Genomic DNA, 13346 nt, shown 5'->3' with positions numbered 1-13346 from the left:
GCTCAATAAAGGAACCTATTTACTCTTCGTTAACGGTTTCAGCGAACAGGTTAGCAGTTCTGTTGGACTCATGAATTAATTGAGATTAATCTAAAAGCCTTCTGAAATTGATAGGAAATCTCTCGTTAAAGTATTTGGGAGTAAATATTGCTATGTCTGGGTATGTACAAACTGTTGTAATTGTTGGTGGTGGTTCGGCAGGTTGGATGACTGCTGCTTATCTGAGTAAAGCTTTAGATAAAAATGTTCAAATTACTTTGGTTGAATCATCTAATGTCACAACAATTGGAGTTGGTGAAGCCACTTTCAGTACCATCAAATTATTCTTTGATTTTCTAGGTCTACAAGAAGATGAATGGATGCCAAAATGTAATGCTACATATAAAATGGCAATTAAGTTTGTTAACTGGAATGCTCAAAGACAACACTTTTATCATCCTTTTCAGAGATATGAAGTAGTAGATGGCTTTGATATCTCTGAATGGTGGCTGAAAATGAAGAGAAATCAAGAAGCATTCGATTATGCTTGCTTTTTAATCCCCTGGCTATGTGACAATCAAAGGTCGCCTAGATATCTTGATGGAAAAGTCTTTGACGATAAAGTGCAAAATTTATTTTCTCGCGAGCATATCGTCAAGAAAAACATTTTGGATCATTTAAAGGTTCAATATCCTTACGCCTATCATTTTGATGCAAACCTACTTGCAAGATTCATGAAAGATTATGCAATGCACAGAGGTGTGAAACAAATTGTTGATGATGTCGTAGACGTAAAGCTAACAGCAGACGGAAGCATAGATTCCATCGAGACCAAAGAGCATGGCAGTATTAGTAGCGACTTTTTCGTAGATTGTACTGGTTTTCGAGGACTGCTAATCAACAAAGCTCTTGGCGAACCATTCATTGCTTTTTCGGAGTCACTATTGTGCGATAGTGCAATTGCCATGCAATTACCAACTGATATTAAGAAAAATGGCATCAACCCCTATACTACAGCGACCGCGCTTTCATCTGGTTGGGTCTGGAATATACCTTTGTATGGCAGAAGTGGTACGGGGTATGTTTATTCAAGTGCATTTATCTCTAAAGAAGAAGCAGAAAAGGAATTTCAGGAGCATTTAGGAGAAGCTGCTAATGAGTGCAAAGCATCTCACATCAAAATGAGAATTGGCCGAAACAGAAACTCATGGGTGAAAAATTGTGTCGCAATTGGTCTTTCCAGTGGTTTTGTAGAACCACTAGAGTCTACTGGAATATTCTTTATTCAGCATGGAATTGAAGAGTTAGTTAGCCACTTTCCCAAGAAATCGTGCAATGAGGAGCTGATTCGCAGTTACAATAAGGCGATCGCAGACTGCATAGATGGTGTTCGCGAGTTCTTAACACTCCATTATTGTGCCAGCGATAGAGCAGATACAGAGTTCTGGAAAGCAACTAAGCACGAAATCCAAGTTCCAGAGGAATTACGTGAAAAGCTGAGATTATGGAAAAATAGACTGCCAAACAACAAGAGCATCAATCCGAAATATCATGGCTTTGAATCTTACTCTTATTCAGTGATGTTACTTGGGTTAAATTATTTGCCAGAAAGCAGCTTACCCGTTCTAGAGCATATTCAAGACCAAAATGCTAAGGCGACATTTCTGGAAATACAGGAAAAAGCCGCTTACCTACGCAGGACTTTGCCATCACAGTATGAATACTTAACTCATGTAATTAAGTCTCAAGAGCAGTCAGAGTATATCAACGAAAATAAAATAGATTGTTCGCTAGTAAACGATTGGCCAAATCAGACCACTGTACCAATTTCATAAAAGCTCGAAAAGTATTTTCACCTTTATTAAGAGTTACCAAGCCCCGTTGGGGTGGGGTGTGGCGCAACGGGTGTCGGGTGTGGGGAAGAAATAGCCCCAACAACCAGTGGGAAACAAGCTCCGTCTTCAAAAGACGCTTGCGCCCTTCGGAGTTCAAGCTCCGTCCAACGCCGTTTTCCCCTACAGCCCACACCCTGTTAGTGATGAACAAAGCCGATCTCCTGTCTATGGCTTTTAACTAGTTCATATCTTACTGAGGAACGCTGTGCTCTGTTTTATTTTTTTTGAGATAAAATAAGTTTTCTGTCTGGGAAATAGCATCAAAATAAAGGTGATGAGAATTCTACTTTTGAATAAATTATGGGCATTCTCATATAAATAGAAATTCACCCAACTCTATGAATATGACAATTCAGCATATTTGTATCATTGGCGCTGGTATTAGTGGTCTAGTAGCAGCTAAGACCTTTATCGAGGAAGGCTATGAAGTTACTGTTTTCGAGAAACAGCAGCGGCTTGGCGGTGTATGGGAGGTTTCTCGGACTTATGTAGGGCTAACTACCCAGAACCCCAAAGACACATATGCATTCTCCGATTATCCCATGCCTGCATCCTACCCAGAGTGGCCCACAGCCGAACAGATGCGGAATTATTTAGAGTCTTACGCCCAGAATTTTGGTCTTATAGAGAAAATTCGATTTCAAGCAGAAGTCACTCAGGTGAAGAGGAGGACTGGAGTAAAACCGGGATGGGTAGTTAGCGTCAACTGCCGTAATCATAGCAACGACGAAATCCAAAAGGAGGAGCACGAGTACGATTTCGTTCTTGTATGTAACGGTCTTTTTAATATCCCAAAGATACCTTTAGTACCTGGTAAAGAGGAATTTATTGCATCTGGAGGTCAGGTGCTACATTCTACTGAGTTTAATGACAATTGCCAAATCGAGGGTAAACGAGTAATTGTTGTAGGCTTTGGTAGATCCGCTACTGATATAACTGCCTACGCTGTTCATCTAGCTAAAGAATGTACTCTTGTCTTTCGTGAAAGCTTGTGGAAGGTTCCTAAATTTTTCTTAGGTTTGGTCAATATTAAGTACATTTTGTTAACCCGCTTTTCAGAGGCTTGGTTACCCTATCGCCAACTTCAAGGTGTAGAGAAGGTGCTACACACTTTTGGAAAACCGATTGTGTGGGCTTTTTGGAAGATAAACGAGATTCTCCTACGCTTACAGTTCCGTCTTGATGCAAGTGGGATGTTGCCCGATCGACCTATGTCCCAATCGGTGAACTGTTCCAGTGCGATCGCACCCGAAAATTTTTATAAGTATTTGTACGCTGGTAAAATCAAAACTCAAAAGACAACAATTGCTCGATTTTGCAATGATGGAGTAGAGTTAGCAAATGGCAAGCGGTTGCAGGCAGACGTAGTTATCTTTGGGACTGGATTTCGTCAGGATGTACCCTTTCTCGAAGAAAAGTATCGTCGGTTGCTAATCGATGACCGCGGCTACTTGCATCTCTATCGCAATCTGATTCATCCGGATATTCCGGAGATCGGTTTTGTCGGCTATAACTCTAGCTTCTTTACCCAATTAACATCAGAGGTAGGAGCTTGGTGGTTAGCAGAATATGTTAAAGGTAATTTGGCTTTACCCTCACGCTCGGAAACGATTGAGGTTATGGAGACAGAGTTGCACTGGAGGCAGACTCAATGGCCTCAAGATAGAGGCAATGGCGGATGCGTATCCCCATTTAACTTTCATCACCTAGAACAGCTAATAGAAGATATGGGGGTAAAGAGTCACCAAAAAGGCTGGCAGCGCATAGCAGAAGTGATGATGCCTGTAAATCCATCTACTTACCAAAAAATTCGCCAAGAATTGCGGGGAAAACGACTTTCATCTGTGAATGATTCTGAAAATGGTGACAGTTTAGAAACAGATGTTACTCAGGAACTTCTAAATCAACAAATGTCAATAGGCAAGAGTTGATTATGAACGGTTGACCAAGCCCCGTTGAGGCGGGGTGTCGGGTGTCGGGTGTGGGGAAGAAATAGCCCCAACAACGCGGGACACAAGCCCCGTATGAGTCAAGACACTTGCGCCCTTTGGAGTTCAAGCTCCATCCATCCAACGCCGTTTTCCCCTACACCCTACCCCCTGCACCCCACACCCTGTTAGTGACGCTCAACAACCAATGGCGCAGTGTAATTAAATTGATTTGTTGAAGTTTTCTAACTATCGTATGGGAATCTCAATGACAAACTCAGTTCCCCGACCAACTTCGGAATTACAGGTTAATTTCCCTTTGTGTTTTTCAACAACAATTTGATAGCTAATCGATAATCCTAATCCAGTCCCACTACCTACAGGTTTGGTAGTAAAAAATGGATCGAATATCTTCTGCCGTAGCGCTGCTGTCATACCATGACCGTTATCACCAATCCGAATTATGACGCTATTGGAGTCCACTTGTTCGGTATGAATGCGAATCTGTGGTTTGTTAGTTGTTATTTGTCTGTTATCAGTTGTTTTTGTATTAATTGCTGACCAGCGACCGACAACAAGTGACTCTTCTAAAGCCTCAATCGCATTACTCAGAATATTCATAAACACTTGATTGAGTTGACTGGGATAACAACTAACTTCTATTAAGTTTCCGTATTCTTTGATGATTTCAATTTCAGTAAGATGTTTATCGAGCGATTGTTTAGCATCTGCGCTGGTTTTCTTGAGGCGGTGTTGCAAAATCATTAAGGTGTTATCAATACCCTCATGAATATTTACAGGTTTCATGTCGGACTCATCCAAGCGGGAGAAGTTTCGCAGACTCAGAACAATGTTACGAATGCGCGAACTGCCCATTTTCATGGAATCTATAATCTTTGGCAAATCCGCGGCGAGAAAATCTAAATCGATTTCCTCTACTTTGTCCTCAACTACAGGGGAAGGGTAGGGATACTCTTGCTGATAGACAGCAATCAACTCTAGCAAGCTTTGGACATATTCACTAGTGTGATTAATATTGCCATGAATAAAGTTAATAGGATTATTAATTTCATGGGCAATTCCCGCTACCATTTGCCCTAAAGAAGACATTTTTTCACTTTGAATTAATTGACTTTGAGTGCGTTGTAATTCCTGTAGAGTTTTTTGTAAACTGTGATTTTTTTCATTGAGTTCTGCCGTTCTGACCACCACTCTTTCCTCTAGCATATGGTTGTATTCTTCCAAACGCTCGTTAGCTTTTGCCAAATTTTTGTAGAGCATGGCGTTTTCTAAAGAGATTGTTGCTTGGATGGTGATGAGTTTGAGGAGTTCTAGGCGATCGCGTGTAAATGTTCCTGTGGTTAAATTATTTTCTAGGTAAAGAATACCCAACAATTTGCTTTGATTGATCATTGGGATACATAATATGCTCTTTGGTGACTCATTGGTAATGTAGATATCCGCCGCTAAGGAAGCCTGAGCATTTACATCATCAATGACTAATATTTCTCTGGTACGTTTGACGTAGTTAATTAAAGTTGCAGGAACTTGGTAGCTAGACTCTAAAGGAATTGAGGGAAACTCGGTACAGGTGGGTGCAAAAGTAGAATTAGAACTGATTGCGGTAACAATTAAGTTTGAGCTATTCTCTTCACTCAAAATCAGAACGCACTTAGATGCTCCTGCATTCTCCATAACAACTTCTATTAATTTAGAAAGAAGTTCTTCTAACTCAATTTCCCCAGCCAGTGCTTGAGAAGCTTTAATGACGGCCGCTAAGTCTAGCATGTCTGAAATGCTTGTATTAGAGCCAATTACAGTTTCATTAGTGCTCAGAGTAGATATGGTATGAGGTGCAACTAGGGTGATGCTCAAATCAGAGTTGCTGCGATCGTGGGGAACTTGGTTAAGTTTTTCTTGCTGGATAACAGGTATAAGTAATTGAGGGTAGCGTTGTTGCAAGTCGTTGACTTTAGCTAATGCTCCCCAGCGAACGTAGCCATAGTAAGCATCAATTAAGTAAGTTTGGGCAATCTTATTTTTGCCCCATTTTAGATAAAACTTCGCTGCCAGTTCGCTAGCAAGGGCTTCTTCGTGGATGTACTCATATTCTTTACTATGGGTGATGGCGCGATCGTAATAATCTATTGCTTGGATATATTGACCTAAAACCTGGTACTTTTCAGCCTCTACTAAATAAAATTTATGTAAGTAATTGATGGGAATGCGATCTGCCCAGTTAGATAATTTTTCTTGATTAACTGCTACTTTATGCAATATTTCTGTTTGATTTGTTGGTTGAGCGTCATCATAAGTCGCTAGCCATGCTAAGGAATTATAGAAATAATATTGAGGAACTACAAATTGCCCAGTGACACTGGATAAGTACTGTTCTACTTTCACAGCATTTTCAACTGCTTGATGGTAATTAGCAAACAGATAACATAAATGAAGTTTACAGAAATAGAAATATGCCAGTGCAGTTCCATCATTTGCTTTTATCTGCACTGGCAGAATGTTTTCTTCGTCATAAGCTTCGCCGATCAAATAACAGGGATTTGGTACGGCATTCATCAAATTTAGTACTGTTTGCCGATAAATTTCAATCCAATAAAAAACTACGTTTTGCTTAAGTTGACTAACAGCATGACTGTAGGTTGCCATATCTCGTTCGAGTTCTGTTAGTTCTCTACCACTGAAAAAACAAATGTAGCAGTATGCATTCAAAGAATAAGCGGCAAATTCTAAGTCTCCAGCCTCTAGTGCTGCGAAGTAAGATTCCAGAAGAGGCTTGAGGATTTCCCTAATAGGTTCCTGCCAATGTCTGACAAGCGCGTTAAATGTCTGAATAACTTTAGCTTTGATTTCTTTAACATTGAAGCGTGACAATAAATTTACAGCTAATTTACCAAACTGATAGCCAACTTCAATGTTCTCCAATGACCCGCACAGCATTAATCCGTAAACAACATATGCATAAGCTGACAATGGAGAATTTCCATATTTTAGCGATAAATTTATCTGTTTTAAGCAAATCAGAGGCATGAGTTCGGGAACGGCTTGATAGGCAAAAGCGATCGCACTTGATAAAATACGCATCACTGCCAGTGGTTCTGCCGCCGTCATCTTTGGTAGCTCGATTAAGTTTTCAATGCTTTGATGTGCAAGATTTGCGGCTGTTAGTTCTATTTCTTTCTCAACATCACTCTGGCTGGGATGTTCGGGAAAATCCACTCCTAATAATTTCAAGAAAGTCAGTCCAGCTTTAACAGCTTCTTGTGCTTTATTCTGCGCCCCATATGCTTGAATAATCGCTTCATAAACTTTTACTTTATCTAGAGGTGTTTTAGCTTCTACTAATACAACCTCTGCAAATTTCTGCATCTGCTCAAAGTTGCCGCTGAGGTATGCTGCTTCTGCTCCTGTCTCATACAAGGCTAGAGTTAGCTCGTATTGAGTTTTCCAACTATCGTCTGCTAATAGTTCCAATCCAGTTTTTAAATAGTTAACCGCAGCAAAGTAAGCTGTTGATGCTAAAGCTTTACGTCCAGCGCTCAGATTCATCGCAGCCAATTCATTACGTTTATCTCGTTCGGTAATCAATTCCATTGCAACGTTAAATTGATTGACAAGATCGAAAATTTTGTCTTCTTGTTCGGCAATGGAAAGATTCTTCAACAGCAGTAGACCAATTTTTAAGTGAATTGGCTTTTTCTCATCTTCAGGTATTAATGAATAAGCGGCTTGCTGTACGCGATCGTGAACAAAATTATATCTAGGTAATTGATTATGACTAATTTGTATTTCTGGTGTATGTTTTCCACTAACAATTACCTGTTCATTATCTTCTGGTACAAAATTGTAAAGCTCGCTTTGAGATAAAACTAATCCGTCAAGTAAAGCTTTCCATAAATCTGACGCTGTATCTAATATAGATTTTTCATTAATAATAGCTATAGTTTTTAAGTCAAATTCATTCCCAATACAAGCTGCTAATTTTAGTAGGTTCTGCGTATTTTTTGGCAGCTTTTCAATTTGCACTGCCATAAATTCTACTACGTCATCTGTTAAAGATAGTAATTTAATATTTTCAATTTCATATTGCCAATGACCTGCTTCCAAGTTTAATTTAATTAGTCCATCATCATGTAAAGACTTAAGAAACTTTGTTGCAAAAAATGGGTTGCCTTTAGTTTTGGCAAATATCATTTGTGTCAGCGGAACAGCAAATATTTCCGAGCAATGCAGGGTATCCGCAACTAAATAGTTTAAATCTATCTGACTTAAAGATACTAATTTTATAGTATTAATAGTTACTTCTGTTTTGGCAATTTCTTTGATTGTTAAATGCAAAGGATGTGTAGAGTAAACTTCATTATCCCTATATGCACCAATTAATAAAAATTTACTCGGACGCTCTCCTATTTTTTCCGTCTCACCTATGCATTCTAAAGAGGAAGTATTTTCACTTATTAATAGTTGAATGAGTTTTAATGAAGCTATATCTGCCCATTGCAAGTCATCTAGAAATATGACTAGAGGATGTTCCTTACTAGTAAAAACTTGGATAAATCGCTGAAACAGTAAATTAAATCGATTTTGGACAGCAATCCCAGAGATTTCTGCAACTGGCGGTTGCTTGCCAATAATACTTTCAAGTTCGGGAATTACATCAGTTATTACTTGCGCTTGTGTTCCCAATACCGATAATATTTTGTCTTTCCATTTTTGAATTTGTTCGTCGGTTTCTGAAATAATTTGCTCAATTAAATTCCGAAAGGCTTGCACTAATCCTGACAAGGGTATATCGCGTTGAAACTGGTCAAATTTCCCTTTGATGAAGTAACCGCGCTGTCGCACAATAGGTTTGTGAACTTCATTAACCACAGCAGTTTTGCCGATACCAGAGGAACCGACAACTAAGACCATTTCAGTTTGACCGCTTGTCACACGCTCAAAAGCAGTGAGTAAAGTTTCAACTTCCCGTTGACGACCATAAAGTTTTTCGGGAATGACAAAACAGTTTGAGATGTCCCGAATTCCTAACTCAAAGTTTGTAATACTTCCAGTCTCCTGCCACTGGTTTCGACACATTTCTAAGTCATGTCTGAGTCCTATAGCACTCTGATAGCGGTCTTCGGCATTTTTTGCCATCAATTTGCCGATAATCTCGCACAAAATTGCAGGAATACTAGGGTTAATATGATTTGCTTTTGGTGGTTCCTTAGCAATGTGGCAATAAACTAACTCCATTGGTTCAGTAATGCTGAATGGTAACTGTCCAGTTAGGAGTTCAAAGAAAGTAACACCCAAAGAATAAAAGTCGGTGCGGTAGTCAATGCCTCGGTTCATACGTCCCGTTTGTTCGGGGGAAATGTAAGCAAGAGTACCTTCTAAGACGTTGGGATTTGTCTGAACTTGGATTTCTTTTGGTAGAAGGGTAGCAATACTAAAGTCAATGAGTTTAACATCACCCGTTGTAGGGTCAATTAGAATATTGGCGGGTTTGATGTCTTTATGAATAATGCGATGACGATGTAGTTCTTCCAGGGTAGAAGAAATTTCGATGGCAATATGAAAAAACTCACTCAAAGAAACAGGATTTTTCCCAATTCCTTGCTGTATGTGTCGCCAGTCTTTGAGGGATATACCACCAAAATCTTCCATTACTAAAATATAGCCGTTACGGTGGTTTTCTAAGCTATGAGGTTTAACTATACCAGAAATGTTTAAGTTTTTGCTGATAGTGTATTGATTGCGAAACTGAGCAATTTCAACAAAAGTAGGATACTCACTCCGTATCAGCTTCAGTATAACCGATTGTTGATCTTTTTCTCGAATACCCCGATAAACCAGAGTTTTACTACTTGAGTAAATTTGCTCAGTAATTTGATAGCCAATTATTGGATATAGCGTATCTAATGCTGACATTATAGCCTTTGCTCATATTTTTTCTATTGTTCAGTGTTCCCATCGTCCGGCTAATAACATCTATTAAATTGTTACAACTTTGTATTCAAAATATTTAATTCATTATTGTGATATAAATTAACTTTAATAAATATTACAGAAATTAAGGAGCTACTCTTAGGAGTGTAGATAAGAATCTCACACACAGTTCGTTCAGAATTTATAATTTTCAATTAGTAAAATATGTCATGACCAGAACAAAAAACCTGCCGTTTCCTTTAGCTAAGAAGTAAATCGTGGCAGGTTTCTGAAATATATTGCTGCTTTGTATGACACGGCAGTTAAGATTAATCGTCCTTGCTATTTCGCAATACCCGGGTATTTTGATATTCAGTACACTAATGTTACTTAATTTTCTGTTTAATAAAAGTCACAACTTGAGTTAGCTGTTTCTTCAAACCATCAATTTCTGCTTGCATTTTGGCAATTTTTTCATTCAGTGCTTCAATTTCTGCGGAGGGAACTGCTACAGGATCAGAAGTTTTTGCACCATTCGTAGCGGCAGAGGCTGTTACTGAACCATTTGTAGTGGCAGCGGCTGTTGTTAGACCATTTGTAGCGGCAACGGCTGCTACTGGGACTGATTCTTGGCGCGGTAGTTTAGCTTTTGTCATTGCTAACTTAATTGCACCAATTAGTTGCTTCTGATCAAAAGGCTTGTTCAGAAATTCAAAATACTCAAAAGGTTCTGAGATTTTTTCCGTTACCTCTTCCTTTCGACCAGACATGATCACCAAAGGAATTTTTCTTAACTCAGGGTGAGCTTGAACTTGCTGGAAAACTTCCCAACCGCTCATTTTAGGTAACAGAAAATCTAACATGATTAAACTGAGTTTTTCTTGACGGATGAGGTTTAGTCCTTCCATACCGTCTTTTGCTTCTAATACCTCGAAATTGCCTGGAGGCAACATTTCTCTTACTTTTACCCTGACAACTGTAGTGTCATCGATAACTAAAATTTTGTTACTTGCCACGTCTGATTGCTCTAACAGAAAATTTAAGTGTAAATAGCAGCTTGCCCGTGAAGCAGTCGCAGTCCTGACGGTTTCCCTAGGTTACGAACTGCCGAACCCGAAGGGTAGCGACGTAGGAGCGTTACTGCTGAACCCAAAGGGCTTGACTTTGAGAATGCTCCCACTATACTCAAAATTTTTATCGATCGGGGAATAGTATATTTCGGTATAAATCTCATTGCTGGAAGTGCTTTAAAAAACTCTTACTCCTGTCCTTCTCAATTTGTGTCATGGTGATATTTAAGGCTTAAACCTTGCTCTTAGGCATAGGAAATTCGCCTCACAGCACCTTTGGATCTTGCTTAAATGTCTATGAATTCGTCACAACCAGCCCAACTTCGATTGGAAATTACGGCAATGCCGAACTGGTTACGCCGTCCGATCGCTAAAGCCAGCGAACTTTCGACTGTACAACGCATTATTAAGCAGCGCCAAATTCACACAATTTGCGAAGAAGGACGCTGCCCGAATCGAGGAGAGTGTTACGCGCAAAAAACAGCAACTTTCCTATTAATGGGGCCAACGTGCACGCGTTCTTGTGCTTTTTGTCAAGTAGATAAAGGTCATGCGCCTATGCCCGTCGATCCAGAGGAACCGCAAAAGATAGCAGAAGCGGTGCGGCTTTTGAGATTGCGTTATGTGGTGTTAACTTCTGTTGCCCGTGATGACTTGCCAGATCAAGGTGCAAGCCAGTTTGTGAAGACAATGGAGACGATTTGCCAGTTAAATCCAGACACTCAAATTGAAGTGCTGACACCAGATTTTTGGGGTGGTGCGGGTGCTGGGGAAGAAGGTCAACGCCAGCGGATAGCCACGATTGTCAAAGCCTTGCCAGCTTGTTTCAATCATAATATTGAGACAGTGCGCCGATTAACAGGCCCGGTACGCCGAGGAGCAAAATACGATCGCTCGCTCTTGGTTCTAGCAACAGTTAAACAACTCGACCCAACTATACCGACCAAATCGGGTTTAATGCTGGGACATGGTGAAACTGTTGAGGAAGTAATCGAAACAATGAGGGATTTAAGGGCAGTGGGATGCGATCGCTTGACAATTGGTCAATATATGCGTCCTTCCCTAGAGCATTTACCAGTCCAAAAATACTGGACACCGGAGGAATTCGAGCGGCTCGGCAGTTTAGCATGGGAAATGGGATTCAGCCACGTCCGTTCCGGGCCTCTGGTTCGCAGTTCCTACCATGCAGGCGAGCAGGGGTGAATGATGAGTGCTGAGTGAGGGAGTGAGGCAGAAAAACCAATGCCTATACCTATTCCCAGTCCCCAGTACCCAGTCCCCAATTCCCAATTTCCATTGCCACACAAATATTTTTAAAGAATGTGACAAATTGGCACGTCTGTTTGGTATTTCTTAAGAAGTCTTGACATTAGGAGAACGCTTATGACAGCTAAAAGCAAGAGTTCCGCAGTGGCCGACAGTGGTGCTAAACCCCCTTATGCCTTTCGCACGGGTTGGGCACTGTTTCTGTTAGCTATCAATTTCTTGGTAGCAGCCTATTATTTCCACATCATTGAATAATTAGAAGTGGAATGGTGCTGCTCAAATCGTACCTTTGAATAAACCCTTGGGACGAATGAGCAGCACCAAAATCATAATTAACAGCGCTATCGCCTGTTTGTACTGAGAACCTAGCCAAATGGTACTGACTTCTTGAGCTATACCAATGATTAAAGCTGCGATAATTGCTCCATAAGGATTACCAATCCCTCCTAAAATCACTGAGGCGAACAAGGGCAAAATCAAAAACCACCCCATATTCGGGCGCACAGCTGTAATCAAACCGTACATGCTGCCACCCAAAGATGTGAGAGTGCCAGCAATCAGCCAAGTCCAGAAAATAACCCGATCTACATTAATGCCAGAAACCCTAGCTAAATCTAGATCGTCAGCAACCGCTCGCATTGCTTTACCGATTTTAGTGTGTTGTAAAAGTAAATGCAGTGCCAAAATTGCCAAAATTGCTAACCCTAATACTAACAATTGATTTTGCGGTACTTTTACACCAAAGAAATCTAAAGCGCTAGTAACAGGTACATCGTAATTTTGGTTCCTACCACCCCAAATAAAGATAATTCCATTGCGAAGGAATAATGCTAGTCCAATGGAAATAATAATCAGCGTAGTAGAAGTCGCACGGAGATTTCGCATTCTTGACCAGAGCAGTTTTTCTGACACTAGCATCATGGCCACTGTTCCCACGGCTGCTAGCACCATTGATAGCCAAATATTTACCCCAACGGTATTTACCAACAGGGTTAAATAAGCTCCTAAAGTCAGGAAATCACCGTGGGCAAAGTTAGATAACCGTAAAATTCCGTAGGTAAGAGTCAATCCAACTGCCGCTAGGGCAATAATGCTGCCTACAGCAATTCCATTAACAATTAGTTGAGCGAGTTGTGTATTCATATTCGTATCTGAACTAAGTTACTCTCAGTAAATTCTGATAGGTAAATAAATAAAATAATTATGATACATACGTTACAATCGATACTATAAGTTATGTTTTACAAATAAATAGAAATTGTGAGCTAATATACATAGAA

At 40.1% G+C, this 13346-nt stretch carries 7 protein-coding genes; 4 read left to right on the top strand and 3 right to left on the bottom strand.

The window, feature by feature from the left end:
* The first annotated feature begins 152 nt into the window (after positions 1 to 152).
* Both I8752_RS16895 and I8752_RS16890 read left to right on the top strand, forming a co-directional pair.
* A complete protein-coding gene (locus tag I8752_RS16895; protein WP_214433465.1) occupies positions 153 to 1814 on the top strand; it encodes a tryptophan halogenase family protein in 1662 nt (553 codons plus the stop codon).
* 404 nt (positions 1815 to 2218) lie between these two features.
* Positions 2219 to 3805, top strand: a complete 1587-nt coding sequence (locus tag I8752_RS16890) for a flavin-containing monooxygenase (protein ID WP_214433464.1) — start codon at positions 2219 to 2221, stop codon at positions 3803 to 3805.
* A gap of 246 nt (positions 3806 to 4051) precedes the next feature.
* Here the strand turns inward: I8752_RS16890 and I8752_RS16885 are convergent, their stop codons facing one another.
* Together I8752_RS16885 and I8752_RS16880 are read right to left on the bottom strand one after the other, a co-directional pair.
* Positions 4052 to 9736: a trifunctional serine/threonine-protein kinase/ATP-binding protein/sensor histidine kinase gene (locus I8752_RS16885; RefSeq protein ID WP_214433534.1), complete on the bottom strand. Its 5685-nt coding sequence runs from the start codon at positions 9734 to 9736 to the stop codon at positions 4052 to 4054.
* 380 nt (positions 9737 to 10116) lie between these two features.
* Entirely contained in the window at positions 10117 to 10746 is a 630-nt protein-coding gene (locus I8752_RS16880; RefSeq protein ID WP_214433463.1) for a response regulator, read from the bottom strand.
* A gap of 351 nt (positions 10747 to 11097) precedes the next feature.
* On the opposite strand from I8752_RS16880, the gene lipA reads away from it, so the two are divergent.
* Positions 11098 to 12003, top strand: coding sequence for a lipoyl synthase (gene lipA / locus I8752_RS16875; RefSeq protein ID WP_214433462.1), 906 nt, complete (start codon positions 11098 to 11100; stop codon positions 12001 to 12003).
* A 180-nt stretch (positions 12004 to 12183) separates the two neighbouring features.
* A complete protein-coding gene (psaX, locus tag I8752_RS16870) occupies positions 12184 to 12321 on the top strand; it encodes a photosystem I protein PsaX (RefSeq protein ID WP_214433461.1) in 138 nt (45 codons plus the stop codon).
* Positions 12322 to 12342: 21 nt separating this feature from the next.
* On the opposite strand, the gene I8752_RS16865 is transcribed toward psaX, so the two are convergent.
* Positions 12343 to 13209 (bottom strand): branched-chain amino acid ABC transporter permease, encoded by an 867-nt coding sequence (locus I8752_RS16865; RefSeq protein ID WP_214433460.1) that lies wholly within the window; start codon positions 13207 to 13209, stop codon positions 12343 to 12345.
* Positions 13210 to 13346 lie beyond the last annotated feature (137 nt).

This window comes from Dendronalium phyllosphericum CENA369 (assembly GCF_016056275.1).
Taxonomy (GTDB): domain Bacteria; phylum Cyanobacteriota; class Cyanobacteriia; order Cyanobacteriales; family Nostocaceae; genus Dendronalium; species Dendronalium phyllosphericum.
This window is presented reverse-complemented; position numbering and strand designations above follow the sequence as displayed.